The following is an 18,658-nucleotide window of genomic DNA, read 5'->3' as shown; positions in this document are numbered from 1 at the left end:
GGGCGCGTTGCCCGGCGTGGTGGGTCAGCCGCGGCGGGCCCGGGACGGGTGCCAGCGCAGCAGCAGCCGGTCGGCGAGCGCGACCAGGGCGAACAGCGCGACGGCGAAGAGGAAGGCGGTCATCGCCGCGCCCCACAGGTCGGCGACCTTGGACTGCACCGCGGCCGTCTTGATGTAGGTGCCGAGCGTGTTGCGCTCGCCGCCGAAGTACTCGCCGATGATGGCGACGGAGAACGCGCTGGGCAGCGCGACCCGGACGCCGCTGATGAAGTACGGCAGCGCGGAGGGCAGGAACAGCGAGAGCACCGACCGCCAGCGCGGCATCGCGCAGGCGCGGAACATCTCCGCGAGCCCGGCGTCGGTCGCCTTCAGCCCGGTCAGCGTGTACGTGAGCATGATCGGTGTGGTGCCCACGGCGACGACGAACACCCGCGACGCCGGCTGCAGCCCGAAGAAGACGTTCGACAGTGGGATCACGGCGACGACCGGCAGGGCGAGCAGGGCCGCGCTGTAGGCCCGCGCCAGCTCGGAGAGCAGCTTCGACCGGAACGTCGCCACCGCGACGGCGACACCGACGGCAATTCCGAAGGCCAGCCCCTGCACGGCCTCGCGCAGCGTGTGGAAGCCGTACTCGAGGTAGACGTCCGGCTTCTCGGCGAAGGCGTCCCAGATCGCGGACGGCCTGGCCAGCACGAACGGCCTGACGTCGAACGCCTCGATCGCGAGCTCCCACAGCACGAGCAGCAGCGCGATCACAGCCGCCGGAACCGCGACGGTGACCGCCGCGCTCAGGACCAGCCGGCCCGCTGACCGCCCGCGACCGGTGCGAGCCGGGAGCGGGGTCTCGCCCGTTCCGGCGACCGTGCCGTCGGTGCCGGTCGGTGCGGTGTCGGTCGGCGTGGTGCCGGTCTGCGTGGCACCGGTGGGGTGGGTGCTGGTCGTGGTGCTCAAAGGTCACGCCCCATCACGTCGAACAGTGCGTCGCGGACCTCGGTGACGGCCTCGAAGAACTCCGGCGTCCGGGAGGTCTCGGCGGTGCGCTCGTCGGGCAGCGTGATGTCGATCGTGCGGTCGATCCGTCCCGGGCGGCGACCCATCACCACGACCTGGGTGGAGAGCAGGACGGCCTCGGGGATGCTGTGGGTGACGAACACGATCGTCTTCGCGGTGCGCCGCCACAGTTCGTGCAGGTCGAGGTTGAGCCGGTCGCGGGTGATCTCGTCGAGGGCGCCGAACGGCTCGTCCATCAGCACGATCGGTGGCTCGGTGACGAGCGAGCGGGCGATCGCGACGCGCTGCGCCATGCCGCCGGAGAGCTCGGCCGGGTACTGGTTCACCGCCGCCGCCAGGCCGACGCGGTCGAGCTCGGCCAGTGCCCGCTCACGGCGCTCGGCCCGCCCGACCTTCATCGCCTCGAGCGGCAGCTCGACGTTGCGCCGCACCGACCGCCAGGCACACAGGTTCGCGGCCTGGAACACGAAGCCGATCTCGTGGGCCTGCCGGGCCTGCGAGACCGGATGTCCGCCGGTGCGGACCTCACCGCGGCTGGGCCGGGCGAGGTCGCCCATCATCCGCAGCATCGTCGACTTCCCGCAGCCGGACGCACCGATCACCGAGACGAACGAGCCGGCCGGGACCCGGAACGAGACGTCCCGCAGCACGGGTGCCGACGGATCGCCGAACCACTTCCAGATTCCGCGCAGCTCGATGGCGCCGCGCTCGTCACCGGCTGTGCCTGTGGGGGCGCCGGATGTGGGCGCGGGTGTGGCCGGGGCGGCGGGTGCCGGTGCCGGCGCGGGTGCGGCCGGTGCGGCGGTGGTGGTCCTCGGCATCAGTGGTCTCCGGTCGGCAGGCTGGATGTCCGCAGGGCGAGCTTCGCCAGGCGGGTGAAGATCGCCTGGGCGAGGTAGACCGTGACGAGGCCGCCGATCGCGGTGGTGATCGCGGCGCACCACAGGGCGGCGGGCTCGAAGTTGTAGAACTGCGCCGAGGAGAGCACCAGGACGGCCATGCCCTCGGTGGACCCGGCGGGCAGCTCGGCGACGACGGCGCCGACCACCGCGAGCGCGGCGGCGGTGTGCACGGCGGCGTTGGCCTGGGTGAGCGCGCTGGGCAGCTCCAGGCTGCGGAAGACCTGCCAGCGGCCGGCACCGAAGCTGGCGAAGACCCGGCGGGCCTCCGCGGGGATGTCCTCGATGCCGCGCGCGACGCTCACGGCGATCGGGAAGAACGAGCACAGCGCGGCGAGCACCGCCTTCGACACCCAGGAATGCCCGAGCCAGATGATCAGAGCGGGCGCGATCGCGACCACGGGCAGGGTCTGCGTCAGGACGAGCAGCGGGCGGATGCTGCGCCCGAACGTCGCGTACCTGGCGGTCAGGATGCCGAGCCCGCCGCCGGCGACGATGCCGATCGCCAGCCCGACGAACGCCTCCTGGATGGTCGTGCCGAGGTTGGTGAGCAGCAGCCGCAGCTCGCCCTCGCCGGTGCTGCCCTCCGAGGCGAAGTAGCTCAGGACCTGCCAGGTGTGGGGGAGCCGGGCGTCCTCGGTGCTGGTGAGAGCCTTGAGCAGCTCCCACAGGGCGGCGAGGACGATGATCGGAGCGACGGCGAGTATTGTCCGGTAGCCCACCGTGATGAGCGTTGCCCGGAGGTGGCCGCGGGGTCCCGCCGTGGCGGCCACAGCGCCCATACCGGCTACAGCTCCCGTACCGGCCTCGGCGCCCGGACTGCCGGCGGGCGGCGGGCTTTTGGTGGATGACGGCCCGGTGGGCGGCGGGGTTCCCGCGGGCGGGAGAACCGGCGCGGAGGGGGATGCCCCCCGCGCCGTGGGGCTCGCGGTGACTGCGGGCGTCCGCGACACGAGACCTCCTTCACGATGTTTCATATATGATCCGGGTGCAGAGTTTCCGGATCGTTGCCTGGTCGTGAAGAAAGTCCGATCCGGCTGGACGGGTCGTGACGCGGTGACAGGACGCCCGCACGAGGGCTACTCGAGGTTCACCACCCGCGGCTGGTCGGCGTTGCGCACCACCACGCACAGGCACGGACCCGTTCCGCGGTTCTCCTCGCGATGACGCAGACCACCCGGAATCGCGGTGATCTCGCCGGCCCGCGCGGTGAACTCGTCCGTCCCGCCGTCCCCGCGCTCGACCAGGAAGGTCATCTCGCCGCGGACCAGGTAGACGATGGTGGTCTGGCCGTCGTGATGGTGCAGCGTCGAGGCATGGCCGGCGGGCAGCTCACTGATCCCCAGCCACATGCCGCCCTCCGACAGGGCGCTGCCCCTGGCCAGGCCCCCGGAGCCGCCGGCCGCGGCGGCGGAGTTGTCGGCCTCCAGGCCTCCGGAGACCACCCGGGCGCCGCTGGGAAACTCGGTGACGACCGGCTCAGGCATCGATGCTCGCCTGGGCCGGGGCGGCCGGCCCGGTCGTGGCCGGCCCGGGGGAGTCCGGAGCGACGGCGAGCGCCTCGATCTCGATGAGGAACTCGGGCCGAACCAGGCGGGACACCACGAGCAGGGTGTTCCCCGGGAAGACCCCGTCGGGGAACCAGTCCGCGAAGACGGTCTCGCGCACCCGGTAGAAGTCGTCGATCAGGTCGGCACTCACCAGGTAGGTCGTCATCTTGAGCAGGTCCGTCGGGGCCGCGCCGGCACTGGCCAGCACGGACCGCAGGTTGCCCAGGACGGTGCGCATCTGGGTGTCGAAGTCGCCCACGCCGACCGAGACGCCGTCCGGGGTGACGCTGAGCTGCCCGCTCACGCAGACGAGCTGGTGGTCCCGGGGCGCGCGCACGGCGTGGCTGTACAGCCCGAGCGAGGGCAGCCCGACGGTGACGGCGTCCACGGGGCGATGGGCCGGCACCGCGGCGGGCGGAGTCTGCTCGGCGGTGGCGCTGTCGACGCTCATCACACGCTGACCTTTCGTGCGGTGGGGGCGGAGGAGGCGGTGGGAGCGGAGGGGAGGGAGATGGCGGCGCCGGCGGTCACGGGGGTGCGCGCCCCGGCCCGGACGACGTTGCGCAGGAGACCGACCCCGGTGACCTCGGTCTCGACGATGTCGCCGTCGGCGAGGAACTCCGGGGGCGTGCGGGTGAAGCCGACGCCGGCGGGTGTGCCCGTGCTGATGACGTCCCCGGGCAGCAGCGCGGTCGTCGCGGAGATCACCGAGATCTGGGTGGCGACATCGAAGATCATGTCGGCGGTGACCGCGCGCTGCTTCGTGACGCCGTTCACCCGCAGCTCGACGACGGTGTCCGCGGGGAGGGCACCGTCGGCGAACGCGTCGGCGGTGACCAGCCAGGGCCCGACCGGGGTGGCCGCGTCGACGTTCTTGCCCAGGTGCCACTGCTGGTGACGGCGCTGGACGTCACGCGCGGTGATGTCGTTGACGACCGTGTAGGCGAAGACGTGCTCGAGTGCGCGTGCCACCGGGATGTCACGGCCGCCGGTGCCGATCACGACACCGAGCTCGCCCTCCCAGTCGAACTCCGGCGAAACCGCCGGGTCGAGCGGAAGCTCGTCGTACGGGCCGCACAGTGCCGAGACCGTCTTGAAGAAGATGATCGGATGCGGCGGCACCGTGGCGGCGAACGCCTCGGCGGACTCCTGCTGGTGGGCTATGTAGTTGATGCCGGTGCAGAACACCCCGCGGCACTGTCCCGAGACGGGCGCGAGCAGGGTGGTGTGGGCCGGGTCGAGCCGGCGACCGGTCGCGGTCGGCGCCGCGCCGGAGATGAGCTCGGTGAGCGTCTCGGCGATCTCGACGAGTCCGTCGCCCTCGACGAGCGCCCAGCGTTCCGGTTCCGCGCCGATCCTGGCGAGCCTCACAGACGGACCTCCTGGCGAAGACGGTGGGGGGAAGGCGATGGCAGAAGCGGTGGTGCGCGATGGGCTCGAACGGCGTCAACGGCGGTGTCGCGCGCGATGTACCCGATGGCGATGCATCATATAATATGTGCTGGTCGGATCGATCCACGGCTTCGTCCGAACGGCTTCGCCGCCTCGACTCGCGGTGCTGGCGCCCGGGCCCGCCGGGCGCTCGACGGGGTGGCCGGCGCGGCGCCCGGTGAGCCCGGCATGGCGGCGGGTCAGTGGACGGGCGGTTGTGGGTAGCCGTTCTGCTGCGCAGGCGGATCGCTCACTTCCTGGCCCGTAACCTGACCGACACCGCCGGGCGGCTTGTTGGTGCATGAAATCTGATATGAAATGGCATCCGTCCGCTTGCACGGGAGAGGGGGCGTCGCGTGGCGGCCTTGGACGGTATGGCGGCAGTGGGCGACCTCGGGGTCGGGACTGCTCGGACCACGCACCGGGATGTCATCGACCGGCTGCGGCGTGCGATCCTCATCGGCGTGCTGCCGGCCGGCACCCGGCTCGTCCAGGCGGACCTGGCGAGGCGGCTGCGGGTCAGCGTGACGCCGGTGCGGGAGGCGCTGCGGGACCTCGTCGGGGAGGGGCTCGTCGACTTCGACCCCTACCGGGGCGCCACCGTGCATTCACCGACGCTCGCCGAGCTCGAGGAGATCTACGAGATCCGCACCCGCCTGACCCCGCCGGCGGTGCAGGGCTCGGTCGACCGCGCCACGAACAGCGATCTCGCCGAGGCCGAGGCGCTGGGCGCCGCGATGGAGGCCACCAGCGACCCGGCCGAGTGGGTGGACCTCAACCGCAGGTTCCACGCGGTGCTGATCGCGCCGTGCCGGCGCGCCCACCTGCTGGAGATCCTGACCCGGATGTCCGATCTGTCGACGCTCTACGTCGGCGTCTCGCTCGACGGCGACAGCGGGCGGCGGGAACGCGGGGACCACGACCACCACGAACTGGTGAGCGCCTACCGGGCGCGTGATGTGGGCCGAGCGGTGACCGTCTCGCTCAAGCATGTGGCCGACACACTGGATGACGCGCGCGCCGCGCTGCTGCGCGGGCCCGCGCCCGCGCTGACGGGTGGCGAGCTGGACGGCGACGCCGGCGACCGGTCGTCAGGCCCCGATCTCTGACCAGCTGCCCGACGTCCCCCTGACCAGCCGCCCGACGTCCGACCTGCCGGTTGGGGCGATCCGGAGGACCGCCCCAGGACCCTGCGACCTCAGGCGCTCGGGGCCTGCCCGCCGGGCGCTCCCGACGGCGGCTGTCCGCCGGGCGCACCGTAGCCGGCCTGCCCTCCCGGCGCTCCCGAGGGGGGCTGTCCGCCAGGTGCGCCGTAGCCACCCGGCTGGCCGCCTCCTGCTCCGCCTTCTGCGCTGCCTTGGGAGCCGCCTCCCGCGGGGGCCTGGCCTCCGCCGCCCGCGGCCGTCGTCGTGTCGACGCCGGCGGTGAGCGAGACCTGGTAGCCCGCGGTGGCGCTGCCGGTCACGGTCCCGAGCTGGCGGGCAGCGGAGTCGTCACCGAAGACGTTGTCGTCGTCGAGGGTGACCTGGGCCAGGTTGGTCACCGACTGCTCGTACCCGGTCTCGGTGTAGGCCGCGTCGCAGATCTCCTTCGGCAGCGCGACCTGTGAGGTGGCGATCGCCTTGGTGGAGTCCGTGATGGAGGACTGGTCGGGATACACCTCGAAGTGGATGTGCGGCCAGCGCCCGGAATAGCAGGCCGGGAAGATGCTCGTGAAGCGGACCACGCCGTTCTCGTCTGCCACCTGGACGCCGCGCAGATAGTTCTCGCCGGTGATTCCCTCGCTGTACAGCGAATACTTTCCGTCGCGGTCGCAGTGCCATACGTACACCGCCACTCCGGCGAACGGCGCGGCACTGTTGGCGAGGTCCGTGATCGTCAGCTCCAGCGTCATCGGGATTCCCTCGGCGGTCCCGCTGGCGTCACCGAAGCTGCTTCTGATGTCACTGCGGATGATGCCGTCCTGCTCCAGGACGTCGGGCCCGTTGGACCCGTCACCCGGATAGGGGCCGGCGGTCTCCTCCGGTATCTCCGCGCTGTCGGAGCTCGCCGCGGTGGCGCCGCCGGTGCCGGACGAGTCGGTCGATCCTCCGCAGGCGGCGAGTCCCGCTGCCGCGGCCCCCACACCCAGGAAGGTCAGCATCCGGCGCCGGTTCACCAGAACGCCGAGGCCGGCGGCGGTGTCCTGGTCGACAGCAGCCGCGGCGGGGCGCTGCGCCAGCCCCGGGAGTATCGGCCTTCTGGCGGGGTCGCGCTCCTGCATCATTACTCCACTTCGCATGTCGTCCGTCGGGCCGGGTCGGTCGTTCGTGTCCCGTCACCGGTGTCTGCCACCTCGAAGGGTGCCGGGCGCACCCGAGGTCGCGCTGTGCGCAGGCTGTGCGGTCGCTGTGAGCCTCGGTGCACGCGTGGCGGGCGGCCGGAATGCCCGCGCGCCCTGTCCATCCGGCAGCCGACAGCGAGGATGTCGGCTGCCGGTTTCCTTTTGCTGTTGTCGCAGTAGTGACATTGTTTTACCGGCTGAACCGCTCTTATCTCCTGCTACCTTGACGACGGGGCGCCGCGTGGGGGTCGCGGTCAAAAGTCCGCCCCGTTGGCGGCGAATTCTTCGACGGTTCGGTCCGGCGCATTCTGCGTGGGTGCCGGACCGGCGTATGCCGAAATCCATCCCGGTGGGAGTTTCGGCTGACTGGGAAGGGGACTGGAATGACTGGGAACATCCGGACCACTCGGCGTGGGGCGCGGTTCGCGGTGGTCGGTGGCGGCCTGCTGGCCGCACTGCTGCTGGTGGGCTGTGAGGGCTCGGTCTCCCTGGGCGGGCGCGAGGTGGCCTCGGGGGACGTCGAGCAGGAGATCGTCGCGAAGTTCGGTGCGCTGTTCCCGGGCCAGAATCCCGCTGTCGACTGCCCCGACTCGCTGCGGGCCGAGGTGGGCACGACGATGCAGTGCCAGCTGACAGATCCAGGGGATGGCACGAACTACCCGGTGAACGTCACCGTCAACACCGTCGACGGGGCGGACACGAAGTTCGGGCTCGACCTGGTCGGTCTGACGGCCGTCAGCGAGGAGGAGGTCGAACAGCAGATCACGACGAACTTCGGCAGCCAGTTCGACCGCACCGACCTCGCTGTCGACTGCCCGAGTGCGTTGCGGGCAAAGGCGGGAGCGACCCTGCAGTGCACGCTCACCGATCCGGCCGACTCCACCAGCTACCCGGTGAACGTCACGGTCGACGGTGTCGACGGTGACAGCACCAGCTTCAGTTTCGAGCTCGGCGACGCGAGGACCGCCTGAGGACCGCGTGAGGGCGACCGGAGGTTCGGTGCGCCGTGGTGGCGCGCCGAACCTCCGCGGGCGGCGAGGGCATCCGGAACAGGTCGGGATGAACCTGCTCCGCGGGGTGAACCTGCTTAGTTGAAGCCCCGGGAATCCTGCTTGAGCGCGGTGTCGATGGTCAGCGCGGAGGCGACGACCAGACTGAGCATCGGCTGGGGCAGTGGGCGGTGCAGCTGGACGACGTAGTTGTCCGCCGAGGTGAACAGGGTGCGGGCCAGGCCTTCCCAGGTCTTGGTCACCCGGGCGACCTCGGTGTCGGTCTGGTCGACGATGGAGAAGTTCCACGCCCGCCAGTTCTCGGCCTTGATCATGCCGACGCTCACGCCGTCGGCCTCCAGGCTGAACCGGATCTTGCCGAAGACGTTCTGCTGGGCGATGCGGCCGATCTCGCGGCCGTCCGGCAGCTCCACGATGACCTTTGACTTGAGCAGCTTCCTCGGCCGGGTGAGCACCAGCTGCGGAACTCCGGCGGTGTCGCGCACCTCCAGCCGGTGGGTGAAGTACTGGTCGATCGACCCGACGAGCCGCACGGCCTTCTTCAGCGCGCTCTGGCCGACCTCCACGACCGAGCCGATCTGGGTTCCCTGCTGGTTGAAGACGGCGTACTCGTTGGTCAGCTCGATGAGCTTCGTCTTCTGGTTGACGACCAGGACGGGCTCGCTGAACAACGTGCCGCCGCCCTGCGCGGGCACGTGCACACCGGCACGCTCATGGACCTGCCGCTGGATCCGTTCCGGTGTGGCGCTGGTCTGGACGGGCGGAGGCTGGTAGCCCTGAGGCCCGCCCCAGCCACCCGGCGGCTGCTGCGCCGGAACCTGCTGGGCCGGCGGCTGCCCGTACGGCTGTTGCCCGTACTGCTGCTGGTACTGCTGCGGGTGCTGCTGCTGGACCGGCGCCTGGCCCGCCGGTGCGGTCCCCGGCCCGAGCGGTGCCGGTGCGGTGGCCTGCTGGTGCGGCGGCGACGCGGGCTGCGTGTGGCTGGTCCACGCGTTGCCGTCCCACCAGCGGGTGCCGGGTTCCCCTGATGGATCGTCGTACCAGCCGGGTGGTGTTGACATAGGACCCACTTTGCCATCTCCGGTGTTTCCACCGGAACCGGCGATGCTGTCCGACTGATGACCGCAGGACTCGCCGGGCCGATCCGGGCCGCGGCGGTGCCCGGCGCCGGCGCGCTGTCGGCCGGTTGGGGCATCGACATAGGGTGTCGGCCGCGGAACGTGAGCGAACGGAGCCGATGTGGTCAGCACGGATCAGGCGAGCCCGCCGCCCCTGCGGGCCGTGCTCCTGCAGGTCGCCTCACCGGACGGGGAGAGCGCGCCAGTCAGGACGGAACGAGTGCTGGCCGCGCTGGAGAGCCTCGATCCGGACGAGACGGATCTGGTCGTGTTGCCCGAGCTGTGGGCGACCGGTTACTTCCACTTCGACCGCTACGAGGCGGACGCCCAGCCGCTGGCCGGCCCGGCAGTCTCGGCGTTGCGTGCGATGGCCGCGCGGCGCGGCTTCCATCTCGTCGCCGGCAGCCTGGTCGAACGCGGCGAGAGCGGAGCGCTGCACAACACCACCGCGGTGATCGGGCCGGACGGCGGCCTCCGTGGCCGGTACCGGAAGATCCACCTGTTCGGATACCAGTCGGCGGAGGCGCGACTGCTCACCGCCGGCGACGAGGTGCTGGTGGCGGGCACGCCGTGGGGCGGCCTGGGTGTTGCCACCTGCTACGATCTTCGGTTCCCGGAGCTGTTCCGGCTGCTCGTCGACGGCGGCGCCGAACTGGTCGTGGTCGTGTCGGCCTGGCCGATGGCCCGCCTGGAGCACTGGGAGCTGCTGGTGCGGGCCAGAGCCGTCGAGAACCAGGTCTTCGTGGTCGCCTGCAACGCGGCCGGCAGCCATTCCGGTGTTGAGCTGGCCGGCACGAGCCTTGTCGTCGATCCGTGGGGTGTGGTCCTCGCCCGCGGTGACACCGCGGCGGGGATGCTGCGGGCGGAGCTCGACCCGGCACGACTCGAGGCAGTCCGTGCCGAGTTCCCCGTCCTCACTCATCGTCGGCTTGCGGCCGTGCCCACGGGACACGCAACCACGCCCGCGGGCCAGCGGGCCGTGCCGATAGTGGAAACGTAGTTCTCGTACGCGAGAGCATTGATTCGGGTGGCTGGTGTGAGCTTCGTCACCACTGGTTGGTGTCACGGTCGGCCGGATGAGCTGCGCCGACTTCGCCTTGAGTAGCCGTTGACACCGCCGGGTTCGGGTGCATCTCCTGCGGCAGGCGTCCGGTCGATGGGTGCCGAGGGCGGCCGTCGGCGTAGCCCCGCGGAAGATTCCCCCGGAGCTCGCGCCGTCCGTGGTGGGGTGCGGACTCGCAGGTGGGTGGCCGGAATCCCAGCGGTGGCAGTCAAGATTGCCGCATTGTCGCCGGCACTCGGCGGGTCGGCCGCCAGCGTGGTTGATCGATGTCGCATTGGCGGGGTGTGGCTTGCCGAACGGCTAGCCCTCGGGTTGGTCGTGGCGGCCGGTGTGCGGGTGTGGTGGTGTCGGCACCTGCCGGCCGACCGGCAGGTGACTCTCCGGCTTTCTGTGCCCACATAGGGTGCCTCTCTCCTGGGTGCTGGCCTGTCGGCACTACACGATTGGGGTTTGATTCTCGTGATGGGAGCCGATAGTTTCCTCACACCGAGAAGATCCCTTCCGGAATCCGCGAGCGATGCTCACGCCATGATCGAACCGCGTGGGCTGTCGTCGGACCTGCCCTGACCGACGACGCGAGATGGCGCGCTCGTGTGTCCCCGGTGCTGCTCGGCGGCTCCACCATGCCCAGCTCGACCGGACCCGACCGGACCCGACCAGACCGACCGTCACCGCCCGCGACGCCGCGCCCTGACGCGGCCTGGCCTGGGCTGGCGCGGTGCGGCGGTCTGCGGCCGTATCGGGATAGCAAGGAGGAGGAACTCCGTGAAACCGCGTAGAACTGTCGCGGCCATCGCCGCCGTTGCGGCGGTGTCCGTGTTCGCTGTCGGGTGCGGCCGGAGCGGGGGCGGCGAGTTAGGCGCCGAGGACGCGCCGGCCACCGAGGCCGCCTCCGCCGCGGCGGGCGACTTCGGCTCCCTGAAGGACGTCTGCGGGCCTGGCGACGCGAAGAGCGCGTCCGCGCAGGGCGTCACGGCGAGCGAGATCAACGTCGGTGTCTTCAGCGATGTCGGTTTCACCAAGAACTCGGAGTTCGACGACGCCGCGAAGGTCTTCACCTCGTGGTGCAACGACGCGGGTGGCATCAACGGTCGCGAGATCGTCTACAACCTGCGCGACACGAAGATGCTCGAGGTCCGCCAGCGGATGATCGAGGCCTGTCGCGACGACTTCGCCATTGTGGGCGGCGGCGCCGCACTCGACTCCGGCGGCGTGGAGGAGCGGCTGAAGTGCCTGCTCCCGGACATCCCGGCGCAGACCAGCATGGTCGACAACATCGGTTCGGACCTGCAGATCGACGCGATCGGTGCCGGCCACTCGTACGCCCGCTACGTGGGCTATTACAAGTGGCTGATCACGGAGGCCCACCCGGACTCCGCGGGCGCGATCGGGTTCATCTCCGGTGACTCGCCGGTCACCAAGACCATCGGGGCCCAGAACGTCGAGGGGATGAAGGCGGTGGGCGGCACGGTCGTCTACGACGACCTGTACCCGGCCGTCGGCGTCTCCGACTGGACTCCCTACGCCCAGGCGATCAAGAGCAAGGGCGTCAAGGGCCTGGTCTTCCTGGGCGATTTCCGCAGCCTGGCGAAGCTGGAGCAGGTGCTGAAGTCGATCGACTACAAGCTCGACTGGATCGACGCGAACAGCAACGCCTACGGCTCGTCGTTCCAGGAGCTCGGCGGCGACGCGGTCGCCTTCCAGAACAACTACGCCGACCTCAGTGGCGTGGCGCCGCTGGAGGCGAAGGACGACATCCCCGCCCTCGAGCAGGTCGAGGAGCTGTACAAGAAGTACGCGCCGAAGGCCGACATCACCTTCCCGGCATTGCGCGCGTTCTCCTCGTGGTTGCTTTTCGCGAAGTCGGCCCAGGAGTGCGGTGACGACCTCACCCGCAAATGCCTCTACGACACCGCCCGCGAGCAGACCGACTGGACGGCCGGCGGCCTGCAGGCCGATGTGGACATCTCCGAGACGGATGCCCCGATCAAGTGCTTCGACGTCGTGCAGCTGAAGGCGGACGGCTGGGAGATCGCCGACTTCAAGCCCGACACCGATGACCTCTACCGGTGCGACGCGCCGGAGATCAAGTTCACCGGCGACTACGGGAAACCGCTCACTCTGGCCAGCGTCGGCAAGAGCCTGAGCGACTTCCAGTAAATTATGGAACAGTTCCTCACCTTCGGGATTGTGGGTCTGAGCACCGCCGCGATCTATGCCGTCATCGGCAGCGGTCTGGTGCTCACCTACACCACCACCGGCGTGTTCAACTTCGCGCACGGTGCGGCCGGCATGATGGCGGCGTTCGCGTACTGGCAGCTCACCGAGGGCTGGGGGCTGCCGGTACCGCTCGCGCTGATCCTTGTCCTTGCGGTGCTCGCGCCCGGCTTCGGCCTGCTGGTCGAACGCCTGGTGCTGCGCCCGGTGCAGGGCCTGGGCGACGCCGAACGGCTGGTGATGACCGTCGCGATGCTCAGCGGTCTGATCGCCGTCTCACGGTGGGTCTGGGACCCGAACGAGGCCCGGTCGCTGCCGAAGTTCTTCGAGAACGCGGACTCGATCGACCTCGGCCCCGCCACGATCACCTGGCATCAGGCGATCACCATGATCGTGGCGGTGGTGGTGGCCATCGGCCTGCGGGTCCTGCTCTACGGGACCCGCGTCGGTGCCGAGATGCGGGCGAGTGTCGACGACCGGGCCCTGGTCGGGCTCACCGGGGCGAACCCGGTGCGCGCGAACAAGGTCGCCTGGATCCTCGGCACCCAGCTGGCGGCCATCGGCGGCATCCTCATCGCCCCGGCGGTCACCCTGGACGCCGCCCAGCTGTCGCTGCTGATCGTCAGCGCCTACACGGCGGCGATCTTCGGCCGGCTGCGCAGCCTGCCGCTGACCTTCGTGGGCGCGATCGTGGTCGGCTGCCTGGAGAGCTATCTGACCGGCTACCTGCCACAGAACCAGTACCTGCCCGGTCTGCGGCTGGCGGCCCCCGCGCTGCTGTTGTTCCTGGCGCTGCTGGTGTTCCCGCACCGGCGGCTGCGGGGCCGGGACACCAAGGCACGCCCGGTGCCGGTGCCGTCGGTCCGTGGGACGCTGCTGTTCGCCGGTGCGATCGTGGTGTTCGGCCTCGTGCTCGCCTCGCTGCTCGGCGAGGGTGAGCTGATCACCTATGGGCAGATCTTCTCCTTCGGTGTGATCGCGCTGTCCTACATCCCCCTTGCGGGCTATGCGGGCCAGATCTCGCTGTGCCAGCTCAGCGTGGCCGGTGTCGGCGCGGCGGTCTGGGCCCATGCCGGCGGGCACGGGGAGCTGTGGGCGCTCGCGCTGGCCGTGGTGGTCTCCGGGGTGGTCGGTGCGTTGATCGCGCTGCCCGCGCTGCGGCTGTCCGGCGTGTACCTGGCGCTCGGCACGACCGCGTTCGCGTTCATCCTCGACCGGTGGATCTTCACGCTGCCCTCGTTCGAGATCGGAGGCCTGAAGATCTCGCTGTTCGACGGTGGGGCGGTCGACGTCGCCGGGCCGTCGCTGTTCGGCTGGCACCTCGACGACGGCTCCGAGCTGATGGTGTTCGCCGCCGTCTGGCTGGCGCTGGCGTCGATCGCGGTGATGGCGCTGCGGCGCGGTCGCTTCGGACGTCAGCTGATCGCCCTGCGCGACTCCGAGGCGGCGTACGCCACCCTCGGCGGCAACCTGCTGCTGGCCAAGATGGCGGTCTTCGCGCTCTCCGCGGGCATCGCCGGTCTGGGCGGTGCGCTCTACGGCATGCAGCAGCGTTCGGTCAGCGGCGACCAGTTCAGTTTCGTCGCGGGCCTGCCGCTGTACCTGGTGGCGGTCGTCGGTGGTCTCACCGTGGTCGGCAACGGCCTGTTCACCGGTCTGGCACTGGGCGGCTCCTTCCCGGTGATCGCCGCCGCGGGGACCTTCGCGCAGAACCTCACCTCGCTCATGCCGGCCCTTGCCGGTCTCGGGCTCTCCAAGAACCCGGACGGGGCGGTTGCCGAGGTGCGCGGTGGCTACGAGGCGGTGGGCCGCAACAAGCCCGTTCTGGGGGTGCTCGGCATCGCGTTGGCGGCGCTGTGGGTGCTCCAGCTCCAGGACGTGCTGGACGGCTGGACGACCTTCTGGCTGGCGCTGCTCGCGCTGGTCGCGGCCCAGGTCATCGCGCAGGCCCTGGAAGGTCGGCAGGCCAGATCCACCGCATCGGACGTCCCCGTCGAATGGTGGGGCGTGCGCCGCGGGTGGCGCCGGGAGGACGAGGAGGTGCTGGCCCGTGGCATTGCTGGAGGTTAGGGATGTGACGGTCGCCTTCGGCGGGGTGCGTGCGCTCAGCGACGTCGCCATCTCCGTCGAGGGGGGCCGCATCACCGGCCTGATCGGCCCGAACGGGGCCGGGAAGAGCACGCTGTTCGACGTGATCTCCGGCCTGCGCCGGCCGTCGTCCGGGCAGGTGTTCATCGACGGTCACGAGGTCACCCGGCTGGGCCCCACCCGGCGTAGCCGGCATGGGCTGGCCCGCACGTTCCAGCGGCTGGAGCTGTTCGGTCGCCTCAGCGTGCGGGACAACCTGCTGGTCGCCGCCGAGCTCGGCGCGCACCGGCGCCAGGCCGCGGTGCTGGTCGACGAGATCCTCGACCGGGTCGGCCTGACCCGGCTCGCGGACGCCTCGGCCGACACCCTGTCGACCGGCGTCGCCCGCCTCGTCGAGGTCGCCCGGGCGCTCGCCGCCCGGCCGAAGCTGCTGCTGCTCGACGAGCCCGCCGCCGGCCAGGACCCCGAGGAGACCGAGCGCTTCGCCGAACTGCTGCGCTCGCTCGCCGCGGAGGGGACCACCGTGCTGATCGTCGAGCACGACATGGACCTGGTCATGAGCGTCTGCGACGACCTGCACGTGCTCGACCTGGGCAGGGTCATCGCCTCCGGGCGTCCCGAGGAGATCCGGCGCAACGAGCTCGTGCTCGCGGCCTACCTGGGGGATGCGGCATGACCGGTGTGAGCGGAGCGGGTGGGATGACGGCGCCGCAGCCGCCCCCGCTGCTCGAGCTGCGTGACGTCCGCGCCGCCTACGGCAGGATCACCGTGCTGCACGGGGTGAACCTGAGCGTGTCGGCCGGGCAGGTGGTCGCGCTGCTCGGCCCGAACGGTGCCGGCAAGACGACGTCGCTGAACGTCGCTGCCGGAACCCATCCGGCGCTGTCCGGCCAGCTGATGCTCGGCGGGCGGGACCTGACCGGGGCCAACCCGCGTGATCTGGCGCGGTCCGGCGTGTGCCTGATCCCCGAGGGCAGGGGTGTCTTCCCCAACCTGTCCGTCCGCGACAACCTGCTGATGATGACCTTCACCGGTCACTCCCGCGACGAGATCGAGACCATCGCGTTCGAACGGTTCCCGATCCTCGCGCAGCGGGCCAACCAGCCCGCCGGCAGCATGTCGGGCGGCGAGCAGCAGATGCTGGCGCTGGCCCGAGGCCTGGCCACCGACCCCGCCGTGCTGCTGCTCGACGAGCTGTCGATGGGGCTGGCCCCACTGGTCGTGGCCCGCCTCTACGAGCAGGTCGCCGAGATCGCCAGCCACGGCGTCGGCGTCCTGGTCGTGGAGCAGTTCGCCGCCGCGGTGCTCGGCATCGCCGACCACGCGGCGGTGCTGGTGCGGGGCCGCGTTCAACGGGAGGGCGCCCCCGACGAGCTGCGCGCCGAACTATCCGCCCTCTATCTGGGGAGTTCCACATGACGACTGACTCGCGCGCGGACCGCTTCGTCCGCGAGCTCGGGGAGTTGAAGATCCCCGACCCGGCGGCCGGCCGGCCGCAGCTGTGGGTGCGCCTGGGCGTGGTCTTGATGGTGGCGGGCGCGGCACTGGCCGTCACCTCCTACGCGATGTCACACGGCACCCGCGACCCGCTGGTCCAGCGGGACGCGATCACGCTGGGACTGGGAGGCGTCACCGCGGCTGTCGCCGGCGCGGCTCTGTTCCTGCGGTACTCCCTGACCGGCTTCCTGCGGTTCTGGATGGCGCGGCAGTCGTTCGACCTGGCCGTGCTCGGCGACCGGATCATCGATCCCGCCGCTGCCACGCCGGCGGTGGCTCCCGCCGCCGCGCCGCAGGCCGCCGCTCCCGCGGCCTCGGCTCCGGCGGCCCCGGCTCCCGTGGCCGCCGCTGGAGACAAGGCAGCTGCGAAGGAGACCGTCGCGTCCTGACGGCTGTCCGTCCGGAGAGCCGTCCGTTCTGAGAGCTCGCCGCCCTGACGGCTGTCCGTCCTGACAGCCGCGTCCGGACCGTCCGCCACCGGTGCCGGAGTACGCACCAGGCCCAGGCTCCGGGCATCCCCGACCACCCGTCGGGGATGCCCGGAGCCTTTTTTTCTGCGCCGTGGTCGGCCGGACTGCGCGCCAATGCCGGGATCCTCCGCAGCCGCCGTGAATGGACGGGGTATGGTCCAACCGGTAGCCGGGCAAGGCGGTTGTGTCGATTTCCCGGGTGCGTCGTCAGTCAGCACACGTGGTCGCAGGCGTCCCAGAGCCCGAGGAGTCCGGGTGTTCGACCATTTCGCCTTTTCCGTGGTGATCGCACCTCTGTTGGTCCTCGCTGGAACATGGGTGATCGCCGAGCGGATGAGGCCGGAACCGGCTGCCCGGGTGTTCGCCTGGTCCGCCCTGGTCGTGTCGGTCGCGAGCGCGGTCAACCTGGTCGCCTTCACGCTGAAGGCCCTCGCGGAGCTGCACTGGGTCGCGGGCATCGGAAGCTGGTCGGCCGCGATCGTGCGGGCGGACACGGCCCACGTTCCCTGGGTGACCGGCCTCGCGACGGTGTGGACGGCGGTGGGGCTCGCCGCCGTGGTCGTGGGCCGCAGTCGCTACCAGAGCTCGTTGCGCGCGGCCTGGGCGGCCGTCGACGGGCTGCCCGGCGAGGCCGAGATTACGATCATCGCCGACGACCGGGTGGAGGCCTTCGCGGTGCCGGCCCGGTCTGGGCGTACCGGGCGGGTCGTCGTCACCTCGGGCATGCGGCGCGCCGTCGACGACCGGCAGCTGAGCGCCGTGGTGGCCCATGAGCGGGCCCACCTGGCCGGCGGCCACCACCGGCTGACCTGGATGGTGCGTCTCGCGGCGCTGGGCCAGCCGCTGCTGTGGCCGATGGTCGCCAAGGTCGAGTACCTGGTCGAGCGGGCGGCGGACGAGGCGGCCGCCCACGAGGTGGGCGATCGTGACGACGTCGCGAGGGCGCTGGGCAGGGCCGCGGTCGCGGTCCTGGACGCCGAGGAGGACCGCGCCGGTCAGCGGCGGCGCCACCAGGGCCTGCTGGCGATGGGTTACCCGCCCAGCATGGTGCCGCGCCGGATGGCCGCCCTCGCGGCGCCCGCTGCCCGCCGGCGATGGCTGCTCGCCCTGCCGCTCGGCATCGCGACCGGCACCGTCGTGTGGACCTTCGAGTGTGCCTACGATCTGCACGAGCTGCTCGTCCACGCCGGAATGTAGCTCCCGGCCGCACGATTCACCGCTGCTGCATGACCACCGCTGCCGCCGGCCCCGAGGCCGGCGGCCTTTTTTGTGCGTACGTCGGACGGCCGTGTGCGTCAGGTCGGCACGGTCGGTAGCTTGACAAACCGAGCGATCGACTACAAGCTTGTAGGAGCTTAGTTAAGGCTTACCTAATCGGAACGGCTGCCGGCGACGGGAGGTGCCCAGCGCGACCTTCCCAGGCCTGCGCCGGGCCGTGTGGGCCCAGGTGGACCCACCGTTGGTGACCTGGCCGGATCGCGTGACGGATCGTCGGTAACCCCGGCGGCCGGACATCACCGGGTGGCGACCCTCGCTCTTTGTCTGTCGTGCCTGTTCTCCACTCGTGTGTTTTGTTTGCCATTCCTTCCTCGGTGTGCGCCGAAGAGGTCTTTTCTTCCTGCCCGAATTCAGCTGTCTCATGAGTGCGGAGGTCTTTCTGGCATGACCGGCAGCCCTTTCGACGACGAGAACGGCCAGTTCCTCGCCCTGCTCAACGACGAGGGACAGTTCTCGCTCTGGCCGTTGTTCGCGCAGGTCCCGGCGGGCTGGCGGGCCGTGCACGGGCCGGAGTCGAGGCAGGCCTGCCTCGACTACATCGAGGCGCAGTGGACGGACATGCGCCCCGCCAGCCTCATCGAGCGGACGCGGCGCGACCGCCCTGGCGGGGCCCCCGGCTGAGACCGCCAGGGCCGGCACCGTCCCTCTCGACGAGATGCCGCCCACCTCGATCAGAAAGATCACCGAGCGGACCTGGTGGCCC

18 protein-coding genes are annotated in these 18,658 nt (G+C 70.9%); 10 read left to right on the top strand and 8 right to left on the bottom strand.

Annotated elements, in window-relative coordinates; translation table 11 throughout:
• Positions 1 to 24 precede the first annotated feature (24 nt).
• From ACG83_RS18080 to ACG83_RS18055, 6 genes are all read right to left on the bottom strand, one after another.
• Entirely contained in the window at positions 25 to 951 is a 927-nt protein-coding gene (locus ACG83_RS18080; RefSeq protein WP_054567406.1) for an ABC transporter permease, read from the bottom strand.
• Entirely contained in the window at positions 948 to 1,832 is an 885-nt protein-coding gene (locus ACG83_RS18075) for an ABC transporter ATP-binding protein (protein ID WP_083473345.1), read from the bottom strand. Before ACG83_RS18075 ends, ACG83_RS18080 begins: the two co-directional genes overlap by 4 nt.
• Positions 1,832 to 2,692 (bottom strand): ABC transporter permease, encoded by an 861-nt coding sequence (locus ACG83_RS18070; RefSeq protein ID WP_054567405.1) that lies wholly within the window; start codon positions 2,690 to 2,692, stop codon positions 1,832 to 1,834. The genes ACG83_RS18075 and ACG83_RS18070 overlap by 1 nt, the downstream gene beginning before the upstream one ends.
• A 297-nt stretch (positions 2,693 to 2,989) precedes the next feature.
• Positions 2,990 to 3,397, bottom strand: coding sequence for a cupin domain-containing protein (locus ACG83_RS18065; protein ID WP_054567404.1), 408 nt, complete (start codon positions 3,395 to 3,397; stop codon positions 2,990 to 2,992).
• Positions 3,390 to 3,911: a RidA family protein gene (locus ACG83_RS18060; RefSeq protein WP_054567403.1), complete on the bottom strand. Its 522-nt coding sequence runs from the start codon at positions 3,909 to 3,911 to the stop codon at positions 3,390 to 3,392. The genes ACG83_RS18065 and ACG83_RS18060 overlap by 8 nt, the downstream gene beginning before the upstream one ends.
• Entirely contained in the window at positions 3,911 to 4,831 is a 921-nt protein-coding gene (locus ACG83_RS18055) for a fumarylacetoacetate hydrolase family protein (RefSeq protein ID WP_054567402.1), read from the bottom strand. The genes ACG83_RS18060 and ACG83_RS18055 overlap by 1 nt, the downstream gene beginning before the upstream one ends.
• A 416-nt stretch (positions 4,832 to 5,247) precedes the next feature.
• Here ACG83_RS18055 and ACG83_RS18050 point away from each other — a divergent pair, with 416 nt between their 5' ends.
• Complete coding sequence (locus ACG83_RS18050) at positions 5,248 to 6,000, top strand: GntR family transcriptional regulator (RefSeq protein WP_152991429.1); 753 nt, start codon at positions 5,248 to 5,250, stop codon at positions 5,998 to 6,000.
• 89 nt (positions 6,001 to 6,089) lie between these two features.
• Here the strand turns inward: ACG83_RS18050 and ACG83_RS18045 are convergent, their stop codons facing one another.
• Positions 6,090 to 7,154, bottom strand: coding sequence for an intradiol ring-cleavage dioxygenase (locus ACG83_RS18045; RefSeq protein ID WP_054567877.1), 1,065 nt, complete (start codon positions 7,152 to 7,154; stop codon positions 6,090 to 6,092).
• 443 nt (positions 7,155 to 7,597) lie between these two features.
• On the opposite strand from ACG83_RS18045, the gene ACG83_RS18040 reads away from it, so the two are divergent.
• Entirely contained in the window at positions 7,598 to 8,185 is a 588-nt protein-coding gene (locus ACG83_RS18040; protein ID WP_054567400.1) for a DUF4333 domain-containing protein, read from the top strand.
• Between the two features lie 116 nt (positions 8,186 to 8,301).
• Here ACG83_RS18040 and ACG83_RS18035 read toward each other — a convergent pair whose 3' ends face one another.
• Positions 8,302 to 9,285 (bottom strand): phospholipid scramblase-related protein, encoded by a 984-nt coding sequence (locus ACG83_RS18035; RefSeq protein ID WP_054567399.1) that lies wholly within the window; start codon positions 9,283 to 9,285, stop codon positions 8,302 to 8,304.
• A 178-nt stretch (positions 9,286 to 9,463) separates the two neighbouring features.
• Here ACG83_RS18035 and ACG83_RS18030 point away from each other — a divergent pair, with 178 nt between their 5' ends.
• The 8 genes from ACG83_RS18030 to ACG83_RS17995 all read left to right on the top strand — a co-directional run bounded on the left by ACG83_RS18030 (position 9,464) and on the right by ACG83_RS17995 (position 18,576).
• Positions 9,464 to 10,342: a carbon-nitrogen family hydrolase gene (locus ACG83_RS18030; protein ID WP_235497994.1), complete on the top strand. Its 879-nt coding sequence runs from the start codon at positions 9,464 to 9,466 to the stop codon at positions 10,340 to 10,342.
• Positions 10,343 to 11,170: 828 nt separating this feature from the next.
• On the top strand, positions 11,171 to 12,565 hold the full coding sequence (locus ACG83_RS18025; RefSeq protein ID WP_054567398.1) for an ABC transporter substrate-binding protein: 1,395 nt from the start codon (positions 11,171 to 11,173) through the stop codon (positions 12,563 to 12,565).
• 3 nt (positions 12,566 to 12,568) lie between these two features.
• Complete coding sequence (locus tag ACG83_RS18020; RefSeq protein WP_054567397.1) at positions 12,569 to 14,692, top strand: ABC transporter permease; 2,124 nt, start codon at positions 12,569 to 12,571, stop codon at positions 14,690 to 14,692.
• Positions 14,693 to 14,696: 4 nt separating this feature from the next.
• Positions 14,697 to 15,386 (top strand): ABC transporter ATP-binding protein, encoded by a 690-nt coding sequence (locus ACG83_RS18015; RefSeq protein ID WP_347280100.1) that lies wholly within the window; start codon positions 14,697 to 14,699, stop codon positions 15,384 to 15,386.
• The gene (locus tag ACG83_RS18010) at positions 15,383 to 16,129 is read left to right on the top strand and encodes an ABC transporter ATP-binding protein (protein WP_235497993.1); all 747 of its coding nucleotides are present in this window, start codon (positions 15,383 to 15,385) and stop codon (positions 16,127 to 16,129) included. The genes ACG83_RS18015 and ACG83_RS18010 overlap by 4 nt, the downstream gene beginning before the upstream one ends.
• A complete protein-coding gene (locus ACG83_RS18005; RefSeq protein WP_054567394.1) occupies positions 16,126 to 16,596 on the top strand; it encodes a hypothetical protein in 471 nt (156 codons plus the stop codon). Before ACG83_RS18010 ends, ACG83_RS18005 begins: the two co-directional genes overlap by 4 nt.
• Positions 16,597 to 16,932: 336 nt before the next feature.
• Positions 16,933 to 17,874, top strand: a complete 942-nt coding sequence (locus ACG83_RS18000) for a M56 family metallopeptidase (RefSeq protein ID WP_054567393.1) — start codon at positions 16,933 to 16,935, stop codon at positions 17,872 to 17,874.
• A 465-nt stretch (positions 17,875 to 18,339) separates the two neighbouring features.
• Positions 18,340 to 18,576, top strand: coding sequence for an MbtH family protein (locus ACG83_RS17995; RefSeq protein WP_054567392.1), 237 nt, complete (start codon positions 18,340 to 18,342; stop codon positions 18,574 to 18,576).
• Positions 18,577 to 18,658 lie beyond the last annotated feature (82 nt).

The organism is Frankia sp. R43, from assembly GCF_001306465.1.
In the GTDB taxonomy this organism is placed as follows: domain Bacteria; phylum Actinomycetota; class Actinomycetes; order Frankiales; family Frankiaceae; genus Parafrankia; species Parafrankia irregularis.
The sequence above is the reverse complement of the archived record's forward strand: the minus strand, read 5'-3'. Positions and strand labels throughout refer to the sequence as shown.